Below are 24,525 nucleotides of genomic sequence, written 5' to 3'. Positions count from 1 at the left end.
CGATCCTTTTTTTGTTGATATTATTTTTAGCCTCCAAATTCTCCGCCACCTCCATCATCATAATTTCTTCCTCTCGAGCGTTCTCTTTTTTTCTTTTGATTAAATCTATAAGTAAAACTTAACGTTATTTGACGCTGTCTCCATTGAAATTCTTGGTTTGTAATACTATTTGGATTATCTCTATCTGGAATAAAAGTCTCAGAAATTCTTTTTCTAGAATTTAATAAATCACTTACATTTAAAACTAAAGAAGCTTTTTCTTTAAATAGATCTTTGCTTAAAGCTAAACTAATAGAAGGCACACCTTTTCGATTGCTCTGTGCTGTTTCTTGCGATCCACGAAACATAAAACTTGTTTGCCATTGTATTTTAGCAGGCAGCGTTATTCTTGCATTAAATCGTGTAAACCAACTACTGTTTTTAGCGTCAAAATTTTGAGTTTTAACTTGTCCAATAGAATTAGTATAAGTGAAATCTCCGTCAGTTTTAAAGTTGAAAAAATTAAAACTACCAGTTAATCTTACTTTTCTGGAAGGGTTATAATTTGACGTAAATTCAAAACCATATCTATCTTCGGAAGATAAATTTATGGGTTGTCTAAGCTGTACAGGAGTATTTACACCTCCAATATCCCTAATTTCTTCCCTAGTTACAAACTGAAAGTTATTTTTAGACCGTTGATAATAGATTGATGAATTTAACGTTAGTTTATTGATTTTTGTAGTATATCCTAAATCAAAAGAACTTGTGAAAGTTGGATTTAAATCTGGATTTCCTTTAAATATATACGTATCAGAATTACGTGTTTCGAAAGGATTTAAAAACCAAGATCTTGGTCTTCTTAATCGTCTGCTAATACCGAATGTTAAATTATCTGAATCATTAATTTCATATCCAAAGTTTACAGTAGGAAAAAATTCTGTGTAATTCTTTTTAGAAAGTTCGTTAGTGTTAATTAGTAGTAAATCGAAATTTGTTGTTTCCGAACGTAATCCTAATAAATATGAGAACTTATTAATTTTACTACCATATTGCGCATAAAACGCATAGATATTCTGTTTAAAATTAATGTTATTTGAAGGATCAAAAACAAATGGATTTCCATTGCTATCTCTTACTCTAAAATCAGATGAAACATCTTCTAAATTAGTACGTTGTCCAATTTCAAACTGACTATCTTCTCCAATAGGTAGCACATAATCTATCTGAAACAATGTTCTTTTTTCTGTTGTAATTTGCGAATTGTTTTCTGCTAATACAGCATTACTTGTAATTGTAGCAAGCTCACTTTCGTTACTGTCACTATATTGCAAATCAATTGTCAACTTTTTTCCTTTCTGTTTAAAATTGTTGGTGTAGTTTATAGAATATTGTTTTGTAATATCATCTTCCAACTCATTTTCAACCCTATTAAAAGTTTCAAGTATCGTTTTATTAGGATCTAAATTCTGAATAAAATTTGTTGCTAAATCATCTCCATCTGAGTTTCTGTAAACAAATTGCCCAGTAATTGAACTGTTTTTAGTAAGATAATATTCTAGTCCTAAAGAACCATTAAAACCATTTCTCTTTCGCTGGTAAATTCTGTCTTCAGTTCTAAAATCAGTAATAACACCATTATTAAAATTAGTGATATCTATATCTGCATTTCCAGGACCATTTCTGTACGAATAGCCAATGTTAGAAAATAGATTTATTTTTTTAGTTCTGAAATTCAAATTTGGAGCAATTCTAAACATATCGGGATTTCCTACTGAAACATTTACAGAACCATTAAACCCTGTTATTTTTCCTTTTCTAAGAATGATATTTAATATTCCTGCCGTTCCTTCTGCATCGTATCTAGCGGATGGTGAGGTAATAACTTCTACTTTTTCTATAGCATCTGCGGGTAAATTTCGTAGTGCATCAGTTCCTCCTAAACCAGCTAAAGCAGAAGGTTTTCCGTCGATAAGAATTCTAACGTTTTCATTTCCACGAAGACTTACAGCGCCATCAACATCTACATTTACTGAAGGAACATTATCTAGTACATCAGAAGCAGTTCCACCTTTAACTGTCATGTCCTTACCAACATTATAAATCTTTTTGTCTAAGCGAATTTCTACAGTAGACTTTTCTGCAATAATACTTATTTCATCAAGACTTTCTGAATCTTCAGCTAAAATAATAGTACCGAAATTTTTATCACTTAAAATTTTTGTTTTAGGTAATTTTTTGGTCTTGAATGAAATGAATTCAAAACTTATATCGTAAATACCTTTCGATGTTTTTATGGAAAATACTCCTTTTTCATTAGTAATTCCACCACTAACTTTTTTTGTTCTACTATTTTTTAAAACTACAGTTGCGTATTCTAAAGGCTGATTGCTTAGTTTATCTATTACTTTCCCAGTAATAGTAACCATTGGTTTTTGTGGTCTTTGTCCGAATGCAACTAAAGTGCATAACAAAAGTAGGAGGGATATTATTTTTCTCATTTAAATTGAATTATTCTTCGAGTTAAGACAACAAACTTCCTATTAAGTTTAATAGCATTAAGTTAATGTTTTGTTAAAGAAAAATTATAAAATAGCAATAATGTTTTCTAATGGTCTTCCGATTGCAGCTTTGTCTTTATTAATAACTATAGGACGTTCAATTAATTTTGGATTTTCAATCATTGAATTAATGATTTGTGAATCACTTAATTCTTTTCCTTTATAATTTTCTTTCCAGATTTTTTCATTTTTCCTAACAAGTTGAATAGGAGAAATGTTTAGCAATTGTAGAATTTTAGCTAATTCTTTTTCCGTTAGATTATTTTCTAAATATTTTACAATTTCAAATTCTTTACCAGATTCTTCTATAACAGCTAAACCTTGTCTAGACTTTGAACAACGTGGATTGTGGTATATTTTTATCATTTATCTAATTTTATTATGTTTTTATCAGCAGTATAAAAATATCTTGATTGAATAGAATCAAACATTTTGTTAGCAAAACTTTGTTTTAAATCTTCAGTCCTATATTTTATATTAGACATATTTAGCAAAGTGTGAAACGTATTAACTGTTGATATTTGACTATTTTTATTAAATAATAATTGAAACGCTTTTTCTTTATATTGATTTTTGTATTTTTTTGATAACCAAATAACTAATGGTATATCAATTTCATATTTTGTTGGCTTGTTAAAACCGTGTAAAAGTTTATTTCTGTCATCATCATATAAATTTTCTCCATGATCAGAAATGTAATATAAGTAAGAAACTGCATTTTGTTGTTTTAATTGATTTATGAAATTATTAATAACATAATCTGTATACAAAATTGAATTATCATAGCTATTTATGAGTTCATTTTTTTTAGAAATACTACTACTGTTTTGTATAGATAATCCCTTCGACATTGAAGGATTAAAGAAATTAAATTGTTTTGGATATCTGTAGTTATATCTAAAATGACTACCTAAAAGGTGAATTACAATAAATTTTTTAGAACTAGTTGAATCTTCTAATACATTTTTTAGTTCTGGAAATAACTTTTCATCATAATTTGCTACATCTAAAGATGCAGAAGTATTTTTATAAACATCAGCTAGACTAGAATAAAAGCCAAAAACACTTCCAACTCCAATTGCTTGATTACTTAACCAATAAGTCTTAAATCCTGCTTCTTTAAAACCATTTAAAATTGCTGGTTCATTAAATTTTGGATTCAAATTACTTGGGGTAGCCCTTGTAACCATAAATGGAATACTTAAAGAGGTTACATTAGCAGCTGATTTAACATTACGAAATGCAATAATATTTGAAATTTCATCAAGATTAGGAGTAGTTTTTTTATGGTATCCGTATAAACTAAAATTATGTTTTCTAGAAGTTTCACCAATAACTAGAACATATATTTCTTGTTTCTTTATGGTGTCATTTTTTATTGCACCAAATTTATAATCTTTAATATTTTCTTTATACCTTTTTTTTCGCTTAATCCCTTTATAGGCTTTTCCAAGTTTTAAAAAAACATCAACAGGAAATGTTTTATTTAATTGAACATCAATAGCATAATTTGTTGCGCCAAGTCTTTCCTTAAAATTATCTTTAAAAGTTAATGAAACTATATAATTTCTAATATATAAGACTGTAAAAAAACTAAGGCAAGATATTAAAATTAACTTTTTAATATTTTTAGATAATTTGAAACTTTGTTTAATTTTTATACTAATAAAAACTGTAATTAAAAATAATATAAGAGCAATAAGACTGCTTAAAAAATTGCCTCTAATTAACTCTGAAACTTCATAGTAATTCGTTAAAAATATTGAGGCGATAATTTCTTCTGAAGATGGTGCTTTAAAATGACCAATTGTAGAGATTTCAAATAATATTAAAGGAAAAATTAATAAAATAATCCAACTATAGTATTTCGGTTTCAAGAAAGATAATGGTATTATTAACAAAGAAAGGCATAAAACTAAAAACACTGATTTCTTTAAAAAAGAAGCTACAATAGAATCTTCGCCAATAAATATTAATAGCAAATTTGGTAACATTGCTATCAAAAGAATTATGATTAAGTAGAAATATTGTTTTGTGTTACTTCTTCTGTCCATTCAACATTAAATAAGCCTTTAAAAAAGGATTAATATTTCCATCCATAACTGCATCTACATTACCAGTTTCATGAGCAGTTCTTACATCTTTCACTAATTTATAAGGATGCATCACATAATTTCTAATCTGACTTCCCCATTCATTTTTCATTTTATTAGCTTCAATATCTGCACGAGCAGCTAACCTTTTTTGTAATTCGATTTCGTATAATTGGGATTTAAGCATTTTCATTGCAGTTGCTCTATTATCATGTTGAGAACGTGAATTAGAACAAGAAATTTGAATTCCTGTAGGTTTGTGAGTTAGTTGAACTTTAGTTTCTACCTTATTTACATTTTGTCCGCCAGCACCACTTGATCTTGCTGTAACAATTTCGATATCTGCAGGATTTATGTCAATTTCTATAGAATCATCAGCAACTGGAAAAACATATACAGAACCAAATGTTGTATGACGTTTTGCATTTGAATCAAAAGGAGAAATACGAACCAATCTATGAACGCCATTTTCACCTTTTAGCCAACCAAAAGCATAATCACCATCAATTTCTAGAGTAATCGTTTTAATTCCTACAACATCACCAGCTTGATAATTAAGCGTTTTTAATTTAAAACCTTGCTTTTCTGCCCACATCGTATACATTCTTGAAAGCATCTCTACCCAATCACAACTTTCTGTTCCGCCAGCGCCAGCAGTAATTTGTATCGTTGCAGAAAAAGAATCTCCTTCTTCAGAAAGCATATTTTTAAATTCAATATCTTCTAAAAAAGTACTCGTTTTTTCAAATTGTTCAGTAATCTCGTTTTCATCAACTGCATCTTCTTTGTAAAAATCATACAAAACAGCTAAATCTTCACTCATAGATTTAACTGAGTTATAATCTTCTACCCATTTTTTCTTAAACCGAAGTTCTTTCATTAAAACCTCAGCCTCTTTTGGATTATTCCAAAAATCTGGATTCGCAGTTTTTTCCTCTTCGTTGCTTATTTGTATTAATTTTTGATCAATTTCTAAATACGTTTTTAGCTTCTCTACACGTTCAGAAATATTTTTCAATTGGTCTTGTGTCATCATAATCAACACAAAAATAACCTAATTATTTACACATACTAATTTGTTTTATAAATTACTAAAATGATTTTTTCTATTTTTATAGAAATATTTTAAATGATGAAAAAACTAACCACACTTATTTTACTTCTTGCATTTTCTTTAACCGGATTTTCACAATTTTTTGAAGGAAAAAAAGGGATAAAAAAATACAATGGATTTGTTCCTTCTTATTATGATGAAAACGAAGACAAAATTTATTTATCCATAAATAAAATTAATAAAGAATTTTTATATGTTACCGCATTATCACAAGGAATTGGTTCTAATGATATCGGTTTAGATCGTGGGCAATTAGGTGGTGGAGTAGTTGTAAAGTTTATCAAAGTAGGTAATAAATTATTATTAATTCAGCCTAATCAAGATTTTAGAGCCATCACAAATAATAAAGAAGAGAAACAATCTGTTAAGGAAGCATTTGCTAAATCTGTATTGCATGGTTTTAAAATAAAAGAAACAAAAAATAGTAACTATTTAGTTGATGCAACTGATTTTTTAATGCGAGATGCACATGGAGTATCCAATAGATTAGCAAGAAATAAGCAAGGAAGTTATAAGTTAGATAAAAGTAAATCTGCCTTTTATTTAGAAAGAACAAAATCATTTCCTAAGAATGTAGAATTTGATGTAATGCTTACTTTTTCAGGAAAGCCAAAAGGATATAATATTAGAAGTGTCACTCCAAATGCAAGTTTAGTTACGGTTCACCAACATCATTCTTTTGTTGAATTGCCAGATGCAAATTACAAAACAAGAAGATACGATCCACGTTGTGGTTCTTGGCAAATGAGCTATTTAGATTATGCAACACCAGTTGATAAACCGATAGCAAAACGTTTTATTTATCGACATAGATTGGAAAAGAAAAATCCATCCGCAAAAATTAGTGAAGCAAAAGAACCTATTATTTATTATTTAGATAGAGGTACGCCAGAACCTGTTCGTTCAGCTTTATTGGAAGGCGGACGTTGGTGGAATCAAGCATTTGATGCAATTGGTTATAAAAATGCTTTTCAAGTTAAAATGTTACCCGAAGGAGCAGATCCTCTTGACGTTCGATATAACATGATTCAATGGGTGCATCGTTCTACACGTGGTTGGAGTTATGGTGGTAGTATTTCTGATCCCAGAACAGGAGAAATTATTAAAGGACATGTTAGTTTAGGCTCGTTACGTATTCGTCAAGATTTTTTAATTGCACAAGCCCTGCAAGCTCCTTATAAGTTTAACGATTCTAATGATAGATTTGCCTTAGATATGGCAATAGCTAGAATTAGACAATTGTCTGCGCATGAGATTGGACATACTTTAGGTTTTGCTCATAATTTTGCAGCAAGTACTAATAATAGGTCTTCTGTGATGGATTATCCGCATCCGAAATTGAGTTTAAAAAATGGTAGTATTGATTTTTCTGATGCGTATGATGATAAAATTGGTGCTTGGGATAAAGTTGTTGTAGCCTATTCTTATCAAGATTTTGTTGGTGATGAAGAACCGCAATTACAGAAAATTTTAAAAGATGCTTTTAGTAGTGGTTTACGATATATTTCTGATCAAGATGCAAGACCAAAAGGGAGTGCTCATGCCTATGCTCATTTGTGGGATAATGGAGAAAATCCTGCTGTTGAATTAGAAAATGTATTAGAAATTAGAAAAAACGCGATTCAAAAATTTTCAACAGATAATATTCGTTCAAAAGAAGCATATTCAGTTTTAGAAGATGTTTTTGTTCCATTATACTTTTTTCATCGCTATCAAACAGAAGCTGCGGTTAAATTAATTGGAGGATTAGATTATTCGTATGCAGTAAAAGGATCAAATCAACCTATTGTTAAACGTGTTGATGGTAAAAAAGAACGAAAAGCATTGCAATCTATTTTAAAAACAATTGATGTAAATGAAATAGCAATTCCCAAACATTTACTATCACTTTTTCCACCAAGAACCTATGGTTTTGGCAGAACAAGAGAATCTTTTAAATCTAAAACAGGAGTAGCTTTCGATCCATTTGGAGCTGTTCAAACCGCCAGTCAATTTTCATTAAGTTTTTTATTGCATCCAGAAAGAGCGAATAGATTGGTGCAACATAAAAGTTTAGAAAGTTCTCAATTAGGATTAGCAGAAGTTTTAGATACGTTGATAAAAGCATCTTTTGAGAAAAATTATAAAGATTCATATCATAAAGGGTTGCAAGAAATCATAAAAACGGAAGTTTTAAACGCGATGTTTGTTTTGGCTGCTAATAAGAATATTTATCCGCAAGTAAGATCGATTTTAAATACTAAATTTACTAATCTGATGTTAAAAGAAATTGGTAGTCAGTATGCAGAAATGATTGTTAATTTTAAAAAGAATCCATCTAAATACTCCAAAGTAACAGCACCAAAAATTCCAGATGGTTCACCAATTGGGAACGATTATAAATATTAAACACGAGTAGTATAGATGATAATAGATTTAATTTCTGATACCGTAACTAAACCAACAAAAGGAATGTTGGATGCAATGATGACAGCAAATGTTGGTGATGATGTTTTTAAAATGGATCCTACCACCAATGAGTTACAAGAAAAAGCAGCAGCTATGTTTGGAATGGAAGATGCGTTGTTTTTTCCATCTGGCACCATGGCAAATCAGGCTGCAATAAAAATTCATACACATCCTGGAGATAAAATGTTTTGCGATAAATGGGCACATGTCTATAATTATGAAGGGGGAGGAGCAGCTTTTAATTCAGGAGTAACATCTCATTTAATTGATGGAAATAGAGGAATGTTTACTGCTAATCAATTAGAAAAAGCAGTAGCTGGTAGAGCGGATATTCATGTTCCATATAATCGTTTGGTTTGTATTGAAAACACAACGAATAAAGGAGGTGGAGCTTGTTGGGACTTTTCAGAATTAGAAAAAATAAAACAAGTAGCTTCTGCTAATAATTTAGCATATCATTTAGACGGAGCTCGTTTGTTTAATGCATTAGTCATTAAAAAAGAAAGCTCGAAACAATATGGAACTTTATTTGATACCATTTCTATTTGTTTGTCAAAAGGATTAGGAGCCCCAATCGGTTCTATTTTGTTAGGCTCAAAAGAAGATATAGCTAAAGCCTTACGTGTAAGAAAACTGTTTGGAGGTGCCATGCGACAAGTTGGATATTTAGCTGCAGCAGGAATTTATGCTTTAGATAATCATATAGATCGTTTAGCTGAAGATCATTTAAAAGCTAAAGAAATTGGGAATGTTTTAGAAAACTGTTCGTATGTTACAAAAATAGAAGCAATAGAAACTAACATCGTTATTTTCTATGTTGATGAATCTATTGGTGATACTAATTTCATCAATAAAATGAATGAAAAAGATATTTTGTTAACTCCAATGGGTGAAGGTAAAATCAGGATAGTAACGCATTTAGATTATACAGATACAATGCATGAGAAATTACTTTCTGAACTTCAAAATTTTTAGAAATAGAAGCGAACTATGGGCGTAATTGGTGACGCGTATATAGATTGATTTTCATCATATAAAACATCATATCTAAACCCAAAAGCGAAACGTCCTTTATTATAAGCTGCACCAATATATAATGCAGGGAAATTTAAATTGGTTTTTGTATTTATGTTTGTCTGAGTTGCCCAAAGTTGCTCATATTCCCCTGAAAGTTGAATGTTTACAACAGGAATTTGATATAAAGAAATTAAACTAATTCCGTAAATGTTTGTTGAAACAGTTCCTAATTCACTATAGGTATAATTTAAACCAGCACCTAAGGCAAAACCATTCTCAAAATCATAGACTGCGCTTGGTGATAATAAAATTGTTGTATTGCTTCCAAAGCTTAATCCAAATCCACCACCAAAACGTACATTATCCCAAAAAGTAGATTTTTGTTGCGAAAATCCGAATAATGAAATACTTAAAAACAGTAATAAAATTACTTTTTTCATAAAAAATAAATTAATTTAACTCCTCTAATTTAGCCAATTCTTTGTGATTTCTTTTCAATTTTCTTAATAAAATTCCATATAGTAATTGATAAATAAGTAAAAATAAACCTATAGCAACAATAGTAAAAATAACCATACCTATAATAAAAATGTAAATTTTATCATGGGGTATTCCATCAATACCTTTATTAACAATTGCAATTGTAACTACTGTAATTATTATAAAAAGATAGCTTAGATTAAATAAAACATATTGCTTAACAGTTCTTCTTGTTTTTATAATTTTACTCATTAAGTCTTTTGTAGTTTCAATAACTGATATCCTTTTATAATTTAAATAAAACTTTACTAGAAAGTAAAATAGAATTATATAACCAATAACAAGTGAAACTTTGTAAAAGCTTTTTAAATTTAAGTCTTCGTAAGCTTTATTTGTTTTTTCTAAATCGAAAAAGAAATAAGAACATTGAAAAACAACAAATTCTATAATACTAATAATAAATATCCATTTCACAATAGACGATGAGCGGGAATGAGCCATTTTATAAATATCAACTTTAGAAACAGTATCGTTTTCTTTTGGTTGATTTTCCCAAGCTTTTTTATAAGTATCTAAATCCATAATTTATGGGTTTAATATGTTTTTTAATTTCTCTTTTGCTCTATTCATTTTTACTCTTGCATTTACTTCAGAAATTCCTAGGGTGGCAGAAATTTCTTTATAAGGTTTGTTTTCTAAGTATAAGAATATGAGTGCTTTATCAATATCTCCTAATTTTCTAATCGCATTATACAATGCTTTTAATTGTAACTCTTCTGTATCATCATAATCAACAGATTTTATTTTATAAGCATAATCTGTAATATCTTGTGTTTTTACTGTTCTAGTGGATTTTCTGTATAAAGAAATAGCTGTATTTAAAGCAACTCTATACATCCATGTACTAAATTTTGCATCACCTCTAAACTTTGCGTAATTTTTCCAAAGTTGAATGGTGATTTCCTGAAACAAATCATTGTGTGCATCTTTATTAGTTGTGTAAATCCTACACACTTTATGAGCAATATTCTGATTTTGCTCAAAATCCGCTAAAAATTTAATTTCTAACTCCTTCTGCACTCGTTTGGTTTCGTTTAATTGATAAGTAGCGTAAATGTAAAAATTGTTACAAGAAATAATATATTTTATTAAGAATAATTATAATTCTGTATATTTGTTAAACTTTAAATTAAAAAAGTTGAACAATATTAAAAAATTCTTTACAATAAAGGATCTTGAAAATATTTCAGGAATAAAAGCGCATACCATTAGAATTTGGGAGAAAAGGTACAACCTTTTATCACCTCAAAGAACTGATACTAATATTCGATATTATTCACCTGAAAGTTTACAAAAACTATTGAATGTTGTTTTATTAAATAAAAATAATTTTAAGATTTCTAAGATCGCTCAACTCAGTAATGACTCAATTGAAATAAACGCAAGAGAGTTAGCATTTAAAATAGCTGTTAATGACGAAGCAATTAATTCATTTAAGTTAGCAATGTTTCAATTTGATAAAGTATTATTTAATAATACCTACAATAAGTTGTTACACAAAAAGACGTTTAGAGAACTGTTTAAAGATGTATTTATTCCTTTTTTAAATCATATTGGATTGTTGTGGCAGACAAACACATTATTACCTGCTCATGAGCATTTTATCTCAAATTTAATTTCTCAAAAAATTCAAATAAATACAGAAAAGCTAGAATATTCTACGAGTAATACTGATATAACTTATGTGTTATTTTTACCAGAGAATGAAATTCATGAATTGGGTTTATTATATCTAAATTATGAACTGGTTTTAAGAGGATATAAAACAATCTATTTAGGACAAAGTTTACCATTAAATAACCTTAATTATTTTTTTGAAAGTGATACAGATATTTGCTTTATAACATCGATGACAGTAATGCCTTATGATGATAAAGTAAACGATTATTTTTACGAAGTAGAAGATATATTAAAAGATACAAATCATAAATTTATAGCTATTGGAAAAAAAGCGATGGATTTAAAAGAAATTATATTTAAATCGAACATACATGTTTACCCATCACTTATTGATGTGTTAAAATATTTGTAATATTTTTTTTGAACATAGTATTTTTGTTTAAATATTTTATATATTTATTAAACAAAAAATAAATGAATAAAAAAGTCTCCATAATTGGCTCAGGATTTTCATCTTTAGCAGCATCTTGTTATTTAGCAAAAGCAGGCTATGATGTGACTGTTTATGAAAAAAACTCAACTGTTGGAGGTAGAGCACGACAATATAAAAATGAAGGTTTTACTTTTGATATAGGTCCAACTTGGTATTGGATGCCAGATGTTTTTGAACGTTTTTTTGCCGACTTTGGAAAAAAACCGTCAGATTATTATCATTTAAAAAAATTAGACCCGGCATATCAAGTATATTTTGATATAGAAGATACAATTACAATTCCAGGTAATTTAGAGGCAATTTATCAGATTTTTGAAGAGGAAGAAGTTGGAAGTAGTAAACATTTAAAAAAGTTTTTAGATACTGCAAAAGGAAATTATAAAGTTGCCGTTGAAAATTTAGTTTATCAGCCAGGGGTCTCTCCATTTGAATTAGTAAACTATGATACAATTATTCGTTTAAATCAAGTTTTTAATAACATTAGAAATCAGGTTAGAAAAAATATAAAAAGCCCAAAACTTATTAAAATATTAGAATTTCCTGTACTATTTTTAGGTGCTAAACCTCAAACAACACCTGGTTTATATAATTTCATGAATTCGGCAGATTTTGGTTTAGGTACATGGCATCCAGAAGGTGGAATGTATAAAGTTGTTGATGCTATGGTTACTTTGGCAAACAGTTTAGGGGTGAATTTTATAACAAACGCAGTCGTTCAAGAAATAACAACTGATTCACTTGGAAATGCTTCAGGTTTAATTGTTAATAATGAGACTGTTGCTTCTGATATTGTTTTAAGCGGTGCAGATTATCATCATACAGAAACATTATTGCCACAATATTTAAGACAATATTCAGAAAAGTTTTGGAGTAAAAAAACCTTTGCTCCATCATCACTTTTATTTTATGTAGGTTTTGATAAAAAATTAGATAATATAGAACATCACACTTTATTTTTTGATACAGATTTTGATGTTCATGCAGAAAGTATATATGACACCCCCAGTTGGCCTAAAGATCCTCTGTTTTATGCAAGTTTTCCTTCAAAAACAGATGATTCTTTTGCGCCAATAAATAAAGAAGCTGCAACATTTTTAATTCCTTTAGCACCAGGAATTGAAGATACGCCAGTTTTAAGAGAAAAATATTTTAATATTATAATTAATAGATTAGAAAAATTAACCAATCAAAAAGTTAAAGATTTTATTATCTTTAAGCAATCCTATTGTGTAAATGATTTTATAACCGATTACAATTCTTATAAAGGAAATGCATACGGATTAGCCAATACACTTTTACAAACAGCTTTTCTTAGACCAAAAATTAAAAGCAAAAAAGTTAAAAATCTGTTTTTTACAGGTCAACTAACGGTGCCAGGTCCTGGAGTTCCACCGTCATTGATTTCAGGAAAAATTGCGGCAGATTTAATAATAAAAAACCAATAAAATGAAAGCACTATTTGATCAAGTATCAGAAAATTGTAGTAAGCTAGTTACTAATAAATATAGTACTTCTTTTTCTTTGGCGGTAAAAATGTTGTCCCCAAAAATTAGAACTGCTATTTATAATATATACGGATTTGTAAGATTTGCAGATGAAATTGTAGATACTTTTCATGAGTATGATAAAGAAGATTTACTATTAGATTTTGAAAATCAATATTATGCAGCTTTACACCAAGGAATTAGTTTAAACCCAATTTTAAACGCTTTTGTAGCTACTGTAAAAAAGTATGATATTACTGACGATATGGTACAATCGTTCTTAAAAAGTATGAAAGCAGATTTGTATAAAACAACATATAAAACGCAAAAAGAATATGACGAATATATTTATGGTTCTGCGGATGTTGTTGGTTTAATGTGCTTAAAAGTTTTTGTAAATGGTGATGATGCTAAGTATAATGAACTAAAGTTTGCAGCAATGAAATTAGGTTCTGCATTTCAAAAAGTTAATTTTTTAAGAGATTTAAAAGATGATTTTGAATTATTAAACAGATCTTACTTTCCTAATGTCGATTTAAAACAATTAGATACAGCATCTAAAGACAAAATTATACAAGAGATTGAACTAGATTTTGATTTAGCTTTTAAAAACGGAATATTAAAATTACCAGTTGAAGCAAAATTTGGCGTATATATGGCTTATAGATATTACAGACGCTTATTAAAAAAATTAAAGAAAACACCTTCAGCTAAAATAATGGATACTAGAATTAGGATTTCTAATCCAATGAAAATAAACTTATTAGCTAGAAGTTATGTGAAATATAAATTAAATTTGATATAAATGTTACAATTTATACTAATTACAATTTTTACGTTTTTAACCATGGAAGGAATTACCTGGTGTACACATAAATATGTAATGCATGGTTTTGGTTGGTTTTTACATGAAGATCATCACCAGCCAGGCTATCCACATGTTTTTGAAAAAAACGATGCTTTTTTTATTGTCTTTGCAATTCCAAGTATATTGCTTTTTTATTTCGGAATTAGACCTGAGTTAAACTTTTTGTTTTTTATAGGATTAGGGATTTTATGCTACGGAATTGCGTATTTTTTAATTCATGATGTATTAATTCATAGACGATTTAATTGGTTTAAAAACACCAATAATCAATATTTAAAAGGGTTAAGAAAAGCACATAAAATTCATCATAAACACCTTGACAAACCTGACGGTGAATGCTTCGGGATGCTATTTGTTCCTTTTAAATACTTTAAAAAAGTACAGTGAAAGAATATCTATATCTCATATTAAATTTAGGAAGTTTAAGTATTCCGTTATTGTATAGCATTTTTGAAAAAAAGTTTCACTTTATTAAATATTTTAAAATTGCATGTATAAGTATTGGTTTAGTTGCCATTCCTTTTTTGATTTGGGATGCATTATTTACTCATTATGGAATTTGGGGTTTTAATGCTGATTATCATATGTCAATTAACATTCTAAAAATGCCACTAGAGGAGTGGCTATTCTTTTTCTGTATTCCTTTTGCTTGTTTGTTTACACATGAGGTTTTAAAATTTTATTTACCAAATCTGAAGCTATCTAAAAAAGCAACTTTTTTTTTATGTTCAATGATAATATTGACCATAGGAGTTTTGTTGATTTTAAATTTCGGAAAATGGTATACGACTGTAAATTTTAGTTTCTTTTTACTTTTACTATGTTACGGATTAAAAATGCATATTGAAACTTTACAAGTTTATTTACCAAGTTTTTTGGTCATACTAATTCCGTTTTTTATCGTAAACGGAATTCTAACAGGCAGTTTTATTGACGAACCTGTTGTATGGTATAATAATGAAGAAAACATAGGTTTAAGACTCTTTACAATTCCATTTGAAGACATTTTTTATGCATTTACAATGTTGTTTTCTACCCAATTAATTTTCAATTATTTAAAGAAGAAAAATTATGAATACTAAAGTAGTAAGATTTATCATTTTTCTTTTTTTTAATTTCTTAGCATTAGGAATTGGTGTTGTTTTAATGGAAAATGGACCAAGAACCGAATGGTATACAACATTAAATCAGGCTCCATGGACGCCCGAAAATTGGGTGTTTGGTGCAGCATGGTCTTCAATAATGCTTTGTTTTTCATTTTATATGACAAAATTAAGTTATGAATATGATTTTTCAGACAAAAAGCTAATCACTTTATATTCTGTTCAATGGATTTTAAATATAAGTTGGAATTATATTTTCTTCAATCAACATCAAACCGAAATAGGGTTAGTTTCTATAACAGTTTTATGGTTGCTGATTGGTTATTTTACTTTTAATCATATTAAACAATTAAAGTATTCAACATTATTAATTGCTCCTTATTTAGTTTGGATGACAATTGCAACAAGTTTAAATGCATACATCGTATTTTATAATTAAAACTATTTATGCTTCATTTTAAAAAACATTCAGGGATTTATACGTTAGAAACTGAACAGGAATTAAAAATACCTTTAGAAGAAGCATGGGACTATTTTTCGTCACCAGAAAATTTAGCCAATATTACACCTAAATCAATGGGGTTTAATATCACTTCTAAAGTAGATAAAAAAGCGTATCAAGGACAAATTATTACTTATAAGGTTTCTCCAGTTCCATTTATAAAAACAAATTGGGTAACAGAAATAACCCAAGTGAAAGAAAACGATTTTTTTATAGATGAACAACGTTTTGGACCCTATAAAATGTGGCATCACGAACATTGGTTTGAAGAATTAGCAAACGGAAATACATTTATGAAAGATAAAATATCCTATAAAATTCCGTTTGGCTTTTTAGGGCATATTGCACAAGCAATTTTTATTAAAAAACAATTGAAAAGCATTTTTGAATATCGCTATATAACTTTAGAAAAGATGTTTAATGGCAAATAGTGTTGTTCTATTTTGGTTTAGAAGAGATTTACGATTAGAAGATAACGCAGCATTATCAAAGGCTTTAAAATCTAACCATAAAGTAATTCCTATTTTTATTTTTGATGATGAAATTCTAGATAAACTACCCAAAGAGGACGCTAGAGTTTCTTTTATTTATGAAACATTATCAAAAATAGATAGCGAATTAAAAAGTAAAGGTTCTTCTCTATTCATTAGAAAAGGAAATCCGCTAGAAATTTGGAAAGACCTTACTTTAGAGTTCGATATTCTTAGTGTTTATACTAATAAAGATTATGAACCTTATGCCATAAAAAGAGATAATCTGGTCATGGAGTTTTTAAAATCAAACGCTATTGATTTTTTCAGCTATAAAGATCAAGTCATTTTTGAAGAAAATGAAATTGTAAAAGATGATGGTTTACCATATACGATTTATACGCCCTATAAAAATAAGTGGCTTAAAAAGTTTGATAATGTCAATGATATAAAAGAATATCAAATTGAATCCTCTAACTTTTATCTAATTAATGAAGAATTTCCTGCTTTAAAATCACTGGGGTTTTCTGAAACTAAAATTAAAGTAAAACCCTATAATTTATCATTTTTAGAGAATTATGATAGTATAAGAGACTTCCCAGCAATAGATCAAACATCTTATTTATCTCCTTATTTACGTTTTGGTCTAGTTAGTTCTAGAAAAATGGTAAAGTTTGCCCTGAAAACCAATGCTACTTTTTTAAACGAACTAATTTGGAGAGAATTTTTCATGCAAATATTATATCATTTCCCTAAAGTTATCACTAATAATTTTAAGAAAAAATATGATGCAGTTCCATGGAGAAATAATGAAGATGAATTTAATAAGTGGTGTAATGGTGAAACTGGTTACCCAATGGTTGATGCAGGTATGCGTCAACTAAACAAAACGGGTTATATGCATAATAGAGTTAGAATGATCACCGCTGGTTTTTTATGTAAACATTTATTAATTGATTGGCGTTGGGGCGAAGCTTATTTTGCAGAAAAATTGCTAGACTATGATTTATCAGCAAATAATGGAAATTGGCAATGGGCAGCTGGAACTGGTTGCGATGCTGCTCCATATTTTAGAGTCTTTAATCCATCAGAACAATTAAAAAAGTTTGATAAAGAGTTGATTTATATTAGAAAATGGATCGAAGATTTTGATGAATTAACCTATCCTCAACCTATGGTAGAACATAAATTTGCAAGAAATAGAGCCATAGAAACTTATAAAAAAGCATTAAATAGTTAACTATCTACAATTCATCCAAAAAAAAATACAGTTCGGTAATTTATAATTTCAAAAACTACAGTCTCATTGCATCTTTGTCCTGTAATTAATCAATAAAAACAGAAATTATGAAAATTTTACTACCAATTTTAATCGCAGCAGCATTATTTTTATCAGAAAATATTACCGCTCAAAATCAAACTATTACTGCAACAGTAATCAATGCAACTTCAGACAAAGGAAATGTAAGTTATGCTTTATATGATAAAGATAGCTTCATGAAAAAACCACTTCAAGGAAAATTATCTAAAATAGAAAACGGAAAAAGTATCGTTGTTTTTGAGAATGTTACTGAAGGTGAATATTCAATTATTTGTTATCATGATAAGAATGAAAACGGAATAATGGACTTTAATGGTAGAATGCCAATAGAAGATTTTGGATCCTCTAATAATGTAATGGCATATGGACCTCCACAATTTAATACTTCTAAGTTTACAGTTTCTGATAAAGATGTATCTTTAGAAATCAAATTTTAGAAAACGAACTTTAAAATTAATCCGAATGTCAATAAACACAACAATGTATTCAAAAAAAGAGTTAAAGAACGATTTGCTAGTATGCTTAAAAGTAGCATTAGTATTTGCCTTGATCTTTGTTGTAATTAATCGAGACTTTTCTTTAGAATCTATCGGAAATACTTTTTTAATTTCATCTATGTATTCCTTTGGTTTAGGTTTAGGAAACGGATTAATAAATAAGTGGTTAAGTAAAAAATGGAGTTGGATTACTCAAACCAATCAAAGAGTTTGGGCAGCTGTAGTCTCAACAATAATATACACCTGTATTGTAGTGTTTTTGATTCAGTATATACAATATGTGCTCATTTTTGGACATGATTTTGATAATATTATAACAAAAGACTGGGTGTATTTATCTTACTTTTTCGGAGTTGTTATTTCGTTAGGAGTTGCTACTTTTTTCCATGCAAAAGGTTTTATGCACAATTGGAAAGCTTCTTTTAAGCAAGAAAGTACACAACAACAAATTGTTGCTAAAACAGAAACAGCAAAGTTCGAAACATTAAAAAGTCAGTTAGATCCACACTTTTTATTCAATAGTTTAAATGTTTTAACTTCTTTGATTGGCGAAAATCCAAATCAAGCAGAAAAATTTACTACCAAACTTTCTAAAGTATATAGATATGTATTGGAACAACGTAATAAAGAGCTGGTTCCATTAAGTGAAGAATTACATTTTGCTAGAACCTATATGGAATTATTACAAATGCGTTTTGAAGATGCTGTAAAGTTTAATATACCAACAGAAATAGGGGATTCCGATTTAAAAATTGTGCCTTTATCATTACAGCTATTATTAGAAAACGCAGTAAAACACAATGTGGTTTCATCAACAAAACCATTAGAAATAAACATTTTTGAAGAGAATGGATTTCTTCAAATTCAGAATAACATCAATCCGAAAGAAGCTATAGGTAAAAGCACCAAAGTTGGATTAAGAAATATTGCCGATAGATATGGTTTAATTACCGATAAAACCCTGCAAATAACAAACAATAACAAAACATTTACAGTGAGTTTACCACTGTTAAGAAAAACAAATAACATGACCTATAATACAAACGATTTAGAAAACAGCAAATATGTTAAGGCTATAGAGAGAGTAGAAAAACTAAAAGAGTTTTATCAAAACTTAGTTTCATACTGTTTAGTAATTCCTTTTTTAATATTTATAAACTTAAATACTGCACCACAATTTCAATGGTTCTGGTTTCCAATGATAGGTTGGGGTATAGGATTATTATTTCACTTTTTAGAAGTAAATAACTACAGTATATTTTTAGGAAAAAACTGGGAAGATCGTAAAATTAAAGAAATGATGGATAACAATAAAAAGTTTTAATACAATGGATAACCGTTATACAGAAGAGCAGCAATATATTAAAGCTAAAGAGCAAGTAAAAAAAATAAAAGGATTTTATGCTCATATAGTAGTAACACTTTGTGTAGTTCCGTTTTTAATTTTTATCAACCTTTATGTAACACCAGAATTTCATTGGTTTTGGTTCCCTATGGGTGGATTAACCATGAGCATCGTTTTTCACTGGTTTAGTATTTTTGGTTTTGAAAAATTCGGCTTTGGAAAAGATTGGGAAGACCGTAAGATTAAAGAGTTTATGAATAATAATAATTAATAAGATGGAAAGAGATTATACAAAAGAACATCAATATATAAAGGCAAAAAAACGCGTAGAAAAGATAAAAGGATTTTACTGGCATGCAATATCCTATGTTATGGTAAACCTATTCTTATCTGGGATTATCGTTTTTGGAATGATGAGTGACGGTAACGAAACATTCTTTGAAGCAGTCAATAATTTTGGTGTGTATTCTACTTGGGTATTTTGGGGAATTGGATTATTCTTTCATTGGTTAGGTGTTTTTGGATCAAAAGCTTTTTTTAGTAATAATTGGGAAGAGCGTAAGATTAAAGAATATTTAGATAACGATAAATCGTAAACTGATGAATACTAAAATTACACAAGAGCAAAAACTAATTAGAGCGAAAAAGAAGGTAGCTTCTTTAAAAGGATATTATTTTCATTTAGCCATTTTTATTGTTGTTAATTCATTGATAATCTTTAGTAAGGTTACAAGAAATTTGGAAAATGGAGAAACCTTAGAAGAGGCGATTTATGATATAAATACCTTTGGTACATTGTTTCTTTGGGGCGTACCTATGTTATTACACACTTTTAAAATTACAGGCTTTGGATTTTTCTTCGGAAAAAAATGGGAAGAGAAAAAAATTAACGAATACTTAAACGATTAAAAATAAAGTTATGGAAGAAAAGTCAAATTTAGAACGATATAACAGCGCAAAAAAAAGAGTAGAAGACATTAAAAAATTTTACAAGCATTTAGTTGTTTATTTAGTGATTAACTTTGTGTTTATAGGAAGAAGGATTTATAAAGATATTATGTATGGAGATTCAATTATAGAAGCTTTTACAGATGTAAATAATTATCATTTCTTTTTTTGGTGGGGAGTTGGATTGATAATTCACGGAATTGTAGTTTTTGGTACACCAGACTTGTTTGGTAAAAACTGGGAAGAGCGCAAGGTTAAAGAATATATGAACGAGAAGTAGAGAGTGAAAGATTAAAAGAGATAAGAGAAAAGAAACAAGAAGAAAGACTCAAAATTTATGAATGTAATCATTATAGAAGACGAAAAACCCGCAGCTAGAAGATTGAATAGAATGTTGGCTGCTTTAGATATTGAAGTGCAAACCATGTTACATTCTGTAGAAGAGTCACTTAATTGGTTTCAAAACAATGAACATCCCGATTTAATCTTTTTGGATATTCAATTATCAGATGGATTATCCTTTGAGATTTTTGAAGAAATAGAGGTGAAGTCAGCTATCATTTTCACAACTGCTTATGACGAATATGCCTTAAAAGCATTTAAACTAAATTCTATCGATTATTTATTAAAACCGATTGATGAGGACGAATTAAAAATTGCTGTAGATAAGTTTAAAGAAAATCAACCTAAACAAACAGATTTACAGGTAAATATTGATGATATCAGAAAATTACTGATTAATCCCGTCGATAGAAAATTCAAAAAAAGATTTACCATAAAAATTGGTCAACATATTAAGATTATTCATGTTGATGAAATAGAATGTTTTTACTCAGAAAACAAAGCTACTTATATACAAACCAATGCCAACCGCAGTTATTTAATAGATCATTCTTTAGAGCACTGGCAAGAACAATTAGACCCAGAACAATTTTTTAGAGTTAATAGAACCTTTATTGTGCATATAAATGCTATAAAAGACATTATTTCATATACCAATTCTCGTTTACAGTTAAAACTACATACCTATTCAGATTCAGAAATTATTGTGAGTAGAGAGCGAGTAAAAGATTTTAAGAATTGGATTGAATAGTTTTTTAGGAAAAAGTCCTTAATGTAAAAGAGAAAAAAACTGTCATTTCAGAGAATTAGAACTGAGTAGTAATCTTAAGTTTATTAATAATATTTTTCACTAATTTAGCTATCACAATATTTGATAACTAAAATTAATATTGTTAAAAAAAATATATGAAAAAGCAGATTTTATTATTAGTAATTCTATTTTCTTTAAATGGGACATTTGGACAAGATAAGATGAAGGTTAAGTTTAGTAATGGAGAAGTTATGATTGGAGAATTTGAAATTAAAAGATTCTATCAACAAAATACTCATTTAATTTATAAAAAAAATAAAATGAAATATGATCTTGATTTTATTAATAACGTAATCGTTATTAATGGAAAAGATTCTACTAAATTTCACGTAATTTCTACTAAAAAGTATAAAAAATCAAAAAAAATAATTAAAAGATTAGGAGTGAAAAAATTAACTGGTGAAAATATTGAGTTGTTTTATGTCCCAACAACAATACATTCTTTTGGATTTGGATTTGGGTTTGGTGGAATGATGAATACTGTTGCAAGTGAATCAAGTGAGGCATTTTTGAAAAGAACAAATGATAAGATAGCTTATAATATGGGATATCTTTTTGGTGTAGGTCAGAGAGGAATAAAAAAGAGAGTACGAGAGTATTTTACAGATTGTCCAAAATTAATTGCACTTGTAAATAAAAATAAAATTCGAAAAAAAAACACTTTTGCAATTGCTGATTATTATGAAAAAAATTGTGGTGATAAATAATAGTATACCACATATTAACAATCTTATTAAACTATTCTATTAATTTATTTCACACGTTTTAAACTTTGATTATTTTTATTATTGATGAAAAAAAGTAATATCATTTTGTTCTTTATTTTCTTAATTACTTCATTAGTGTATTCACAAACTAATGTTGCAATTAAATTTAAAAATGGTACAGAAATACATGATTTAGTTAATTCTGACGGATTTAAAATAACATCATTAGAAAATAAAACAACTTATAATTCAGATAGTATATCAGAAGTTACAGTACATCATAGTAAAGAATCATATAAGTTTTATTTCCTAAATGCTAAAATTGATACTAGATATAAAAAAGATTTAAAAGTAATTGGAACTAAAGTATATTCAAAAGGAGAAATTGAAATTTTTGCAGTTCATTTTTATTTCATAGGCGATATTAAATACTTAAAGCCATTAAAAATTAATTATTCAAAACAAGAAGTCTATATAAGAAGAAAAAAGGATAAGTTTGTTTATAGCATTGGTTGTATTGATGGAATAGGTTGTAAGAATATTAAAAAAAGATTAAAAAAGTTTTTTTATGATTGCCCAAAATTAATTAAAGGAATGAGAAAAAATAAAATTAAAGATTGGGAGATATTAAAAATCGTAAATCTTTATTATTCTTTAATTAATGAATAACTTTATTACTTTTTATTTCACACGTTTTAAACTTTGATTATTTTTATCAAAATTTAGAATCATGAGTAGAAAGGAAGAATTTTTCGATTTCATTGCCAACGGTTATAAAACAAAAGGTGAGTTTTTAGAACTTGGAGCAGCAATGCTAGGTGAAGAGACCATAACCGATGCTATTGTAAAAATTCCTTTAAAAACTTTAAATCGTCATGGTTTAATAGCTGGAGCAACGGGAACAGGAAAAACAAAAACACTACAAGTGTTGGCAGAAAACTTGTCAGAAAAAGGCGTTCCAGTTTTATTAATGGATATAAAAGGAGATTTATCTGGTTTAGCACAACCAAGTCCTGGGCATCCAAAAATTGATGAACGACACGTAAAAATTGGTTTTCCCTTTGAAGCAAAAAAGTTTCCAATAGAAATCTTAACTATTTCAGAACAAAAAGGAGTAAAGCTGCGCGCAACAGTTTCAGAATTTGGTCCTGTTTTATTATCTAGAATTTTAGACTTAACTGAAACACAATCGGGTATTGTAGCAATCATCTTTAAATATTGCGATGATAATAAATTACCATTACTAGATTTAAAAGACTTTAAAAAAGTACTACAGTTTGTAACGCAAGAAGGAAAAGAAGAAATTCAAGCAGAATATGGTAGAATTTCTACGTCTAGTACAGGATCAATTTTACGTAAAATCATAGAAATAGAACAACAAGGAGGCGAGTTGTTTTTTGGAGAGAAATCTTTCGAAGTAGATGATTTAACAAGAATAGATGAAAACGGAAAAGGAATCATTTCTGTATTACGTTTAACCGATATTCAAGACAAACCAAAATTATTTTCAACCTTTATGCTACAATTATTGGCAGAGGTGTATGAAACGTTTCCAGAACAAGGCGATAGCGACAGACCAGAATTAATCATCTTTATAGATGAAGCGCATTTAGTGTTTAAAGAAGCTTCAAAAGCGCTGTTATCACAAATAGAAAGCATCGTTAAGTTAATTCGTTCTAAAGGAATTGGATTGTACTTTGTCACTCAGAATCCTAAAGATGTCCCAGAAGATGTCTTAGCACAATTAGGATTAAAAATTCAGCATGCATTAAGAGCATTTACAGCAAAAGACAGAAAAGCCATTAAGTTAGCGGCAGAAAATTATCCGAGTTCAGAATATTACGACACCAAAGAAGTCTTAACTCAGTTAGGAATTGGAGAAGCCTTTGTATCCGTTTTAAACGAAAAAGGAATTCCAACACCATTAGCAAGAACTATGTTGCGTGCACCTATGAGTAGAATGGATGTGTTAACAGATAGAGAAATTAAACAAGTGTTAGATAATTCTCGATTGATCCCTAAATACAATGATGAGGTAGATAGAGATAGCGCTTACGAATTGTTGAATAAGAAAATAGAAAAAATCAATAAAAAGAAAACTGCTGACGAAAAAAAGAAAGAAGAAGCAAAAACGAAAAGAAGATCGTCATCAACATCAAGAAGAAGCACAAGAATGAATCCTATTGTTAAAGTTTTAACAAGTGCAACATTTATAAGAGCTGCCTTCGGAATCCTTAAAAAAGTATTACGTTAACATACCAA

General features: G+C 28.5%; 27 protein-coding genes. 20 read left to right on the top strand and 7 right to left on the bottom strand.

Annotated features, from left to right (window positions below; all coding sequences use genetic code 11):
* Positions 1–26 precede the first annotated feature (26 nt).
* The 4 genes from OD91_RS02095 to prfB all read right to left on the bottom strand — a co-directional run bounded on the left by OD91_RS02095 (position 27) and on the right by prfB (position 5,669).
* Positions 27–2,480: an outer membrane beta-barrel family protein gene (locus OD91_RS02095; protein WP_144894749.1), complete on the bottom strand. Its 2,454-nt coding sequence runs from the start codon at positions 2,478–2,480 to the stop codon at positions 27–29.
* An 84-nt stretch (positions 2,481–2,564) separates the two neighbouring features.
* Positions 2,565–2,906 carry an arsenate reductase (glutaredoxin) gene (gene arsC, locus OD91_RS02090; RefSeq protein ID WP_144894748.1) on the bottom strand — a complete coding sequence of 114 codons (342 nt, stop codon included), beginning with the start codon at positions 2,904–2,906 and terminating at the stop codon, positions 2,565–2,567.
* Entirely contained in the window at positions 2,903–4,594 is a 1,692-nt protein-coding gene (locus OD91_RS02085; protein ID WP_144894747.1) for a phosphoethanolamine transferase, read from the bottom strand. The genes arsC and OD91_RS02085 overlap by 4 nt, the downstream gene beginning before the upstream one ends.
* Positions 4,578–5,669 (bottom strand): peptide chain release factor 2, encoded by a 1,092-nt coding sequence (prfB, locus tag OD91_RS02080; RefSeq protein WP_144894746.1) that lies wholly within the window; start codon positions 5,667–5,669, stop codon positions 4,578–4,580. Before prfB ends, OD91_RS02085 begins: the two co-directional genes overlap by 17 nt.
* Before the next feature lie 96 nt (positions 5,670–5,765).
* Between prfB and OD91_RS02075 the strand changes: the two genes are divergently transcribed.
* Positions 5,766–8,135, top strand: coding sequence for a zinc-dependent metalloprotease (locus OD91_RS02075; RefSeq protein ID WP_144896906.1), 2,370 nt, complete (start codon positions 5,766–5,768; stop codon positions 8,133–8,135).
* Positions 8,136–8,150: 15 nt separating this feature from the next.
* Complete coding sequence (locus OD91_RS02070; protein WP_144894745.1) at positions 8,151–9,170, top strand: low specificity L-threonine aldolase; 1,020 nt, start codon at positions 8,151–8,153, stop codon at positions 9,168–9,170.
* Here the strand turns inward: OD91_RS02070 and OD91_RS02065 are convergent.
* The 3 genes from OD91_RS02065 to OD91_RS02055 are packed head-to-tail and all read right to left on the bottom strand — an operon-like array spanning position 9,167 to position 10,772.
* Entirely contained in the window at positions 9,167–9,652 is a 486-nt protein-coding gene (locus OD91_RS02065) for a hypothetical protein (RefSeq protein ID WP_144894744.1), read from the bottom strand. The genes OD91_RS02070 and OD91_RS02065 overlap by 4 nt on opposite strands.
* A gap of 10 nt (positions 9,653–9,662) precedes the next feature.
* On the bottom strand, positions 9,663–10,274 hold the full coding sequence (locus OD91_RS02060; protein WP_255513141.1) for a hypothetical protein: 612 nt from the start codon (positions 10,272–10,274) through the stop codon (positions 9,663–9,665).
* A 3-nt stretch (positions 10,275–10,277) separates the two neighbouring features.
* Positions 10,278–10,772, bottom strand: coding sequence for an RNA polymerase sigma factor (locus OD91_RS02055; protein WP_144894742.1), 495 nt, complete (start codon positions 10,770–10,772; stop codon positions 10,278–10,280).
* A gap of 118 nt (positions 10,773–10,890) precedes the next feature.
* Here OD91_RS02055 and OD91_RS02050 point away from each other — a divergent pair, with 118 nt between their 5' ends.
* The 18 genes from OD91_RS02050 (at position 10,891) to OD91_RS01965 (ending at position 24,517) form a co-directional block, all read left to right on the top strand.
* On the top strand, positions 10,891–11,784 hold the full coding sequence (locus tag OD91_RS02050) for a MerR family transcriptional regulator (protein WP_186434376.1): 894 nt from the start codon (positions 10,891–10,893) through the stop codon (positions 11,782–11,784).
* Positions 11,785–11,846: 62 nt separating this feature from the next.
* Positions 11,847–13,310, top strand: coding sequence for an NAD(P)/FAD-dependent oxidoreductase (locus tag OD91_RS02045; protein ID WP_144894740.1), 1,464 nt, complete (start codon positions 11,847–11,849; stop codon positions 13,308–13,310).
* Between the two features lies 1 nt (position 13,311).
* Positions 13,312–14,154 carry a phytoene/squalene synthase family protein gene (locus tag OD91_RS02040; RefSeq protein WP_144894739.1) on the top strand — a complete coding sequence of 281 codons (843 nt, stop codon included), beginning with the start codon at positions 13,312–13,314 and terminating at the stop codon, positions 14,152–14,154.
* Positions 14,155–14,604 (top strand): sterol desaturase family protein, encoded by a 450-nt coding sequence (locus OD91_RS02035; RefSeq protein ID WP_144894738.1) that lies wholly within the window; start codon positions 14,155–14,157, stop codon positions 14,602–14,604.
* Positions 14,601–15,299 carry a lycopene cyclase domain-containing protein gene (locus OD91_RS02030; protein ID WP_186434375.1) on the top strand — a complete coding sequence of 233 codons (699 nt, stop codon included), beginning with the start codon at positions 14,601–14,603 and terminating at the stop codon, positions 15,297–15,299. The genes OD91_RS02035 and OD91_RS02030 overlap by 4 nt, the downstream gene beginning before the upstream one ends.
* Positions 15,289–15,759, top strand: a complete 471-nt coding sequence (locus OD91_RS02025) for a TspO/MBR family protein (RefSeq protein ID WP_186434374.1) — start codon at positions 15,289–15,291, stop codon at positions 15,757–15,759. Before OD91_RS02030 ends, OD91_RS02025 begins: the two co-directional genes overlap by 11 nt.
* An 8-nt stretch (positions 15,760–15,767) precedes the next feature.
* The gene (locus OD91_RS02020; RefSeq protein ID WP_144894736.1) at positions 15,768–16,253 is read left to right on the top strand and encodes an SRPBCC family protein; all 486 of its coding nucleotides are present in this window, start codon (positions 15,768–15,770) and stop codon (positions 16,251–16,253) included.
* On the top strand, positions 16,243–17,532 hold the full coding sequence (locus OD91_RS02015; RefSeq protein WP_144894735.1) for a deoxyribodipyrimidine photo-lyase: 1,290 nt from the start codon (positions 16,243–16,245) through the stop codon (positions 17,530–17,532). The genes OD91_RS02020 and OD91_RS02015 overlap by 11 nt, the downstream gene beginning before the upstream one ends.
* Positions 17,533–17,639: 107 nt before the next feature.
* Entirely contained in the window at positions 17,640–18,050 is a 411-nt protein-coding gene (locus tag OD91_RS02010; RefSeq protein WP_144894734.1) for a DUF2141 domain-containing protein, read from the top strand.
* A gap of 25 nt (positions 18,051–18,075) precedes the next feature.
* Positions 18,076–19,434 (top strand): 2TM domain-containing protein, encoded by a 1,359-nt coding sequence (locus OD91_RS02005; RefSeq protein ID WP_144894733.1) that lies wholly within the window; start codon positions 18,076–18,078, stop codon positions 19,432–19,434.
* Between the two features lie 4 nt (positions 19,435–19,438).
* On the top strand, positions 19,439–19,726 hold the full coding sequence (locus OD91_RS02000; protein ID WP_144894732.1) for a 2TM domain-containing protein: 288 nt from the start codon (positions 19,439–19,441) through the stop codon (positions 19,724–19,726).
* Positions 19,727–19,730: 4 nt separating this feature from the next.
* Positions 19,731–20,051, top strand: a complete 321-nt coding sequence (locus tag OD91_RS01995; protein WP_144894731.1) for a 2TM domain-containing protein — start codon at positions 19,731–19,733, stop codon at positions 20,049–20,051.
* A 4-nt stretch (positions 20,052–20,055) separates the two neighbouring features.
* On the top strand, positions 20,056–20,364 hold the full coding sequence (locus OD91_RS01990) for a 2TM domain-containing protein (protein WP_144894730.1): 309 nt from the start codon (positions 20,056–20,058) through the stop codon (positions 20,362–20,364).
* 10 nt (positions 20,365–20,374) lie between these two features.
* The gene (locus OD91_RS01985) at positions 20,375–20,683 is read left to right on the top strand and encodes a 2TM domain-containing protein (RefSeq protein ID WP_144894729.1); all 309 of its coding nucleotides are present in this window, start codon (positions 20,375–20,377) and stop codon (positions 20,681–20,683) included.
* A gap of 57 nt (positions 20,684–20,740) precedes the next feature.
* Positions 20,741–21,496: a LytTR family DNA-binding domain-containing protein gene (locus tag OD91_RS01980; protein ID WP_144894728.1), complete on the top strand. Its 756-nt coding sequence runs from the start codon at positions 20,741–20,743 to the stop codon at positions 21,494–21,496.
* Between the two features lie 155 nt (positions 21,497–21,651).
* The gene (locus tag OD91_RS01975) at positions 21,652–22,263 is read left to right on the top strand and encodes a hypothetical protein (RefSeq protein WP_144894727.1); all 612 of its coding nucleotides are present in this window, start codon (positions 21,652–21,654) and stop codon (positions 22,261–22,263) included.
* Positions 22,264–22,347: 84 nt separating this feature from the next.
* On the top strand, positions 22,348–22,932 hold the full coding sequence (locus tag OD91_RS01970; RefSeq protein WP_144894726.1) for a hypothetical protein: 585 nt from the start codon (positions 22,348–22,350) through the stop codon (positions 22,930–22,932).
* A 61-nt stretch (positions 22,933–22,993) separates the two neighbouring features.
* Positions 22,994–24,517: a helicase HerA-like domain-containing protein gene (locus OD91_RS01965; RefSeq protein ID WP_144894725.1), complete on the top strand. Its 1,524-nt coding sequence runs from the start codon at positions 22,994–22,996 to the stop codon at positions 24,515–24,517.
* Positions 24,518–24,525 lie beyond the last annotated feature (8 nt).

This window comes from Lutibacter sp. Hel_I_33_5, from assembly GCF_007827455.1.
GTDB lineage: Bacteria > Bacteroidota > Bacteroidia > Flavobacteriales > Flavobacteriaceae > Polaribacter.
This window is presented reverse-complemented; position numbering and strand designations above follow the sequence as displayed.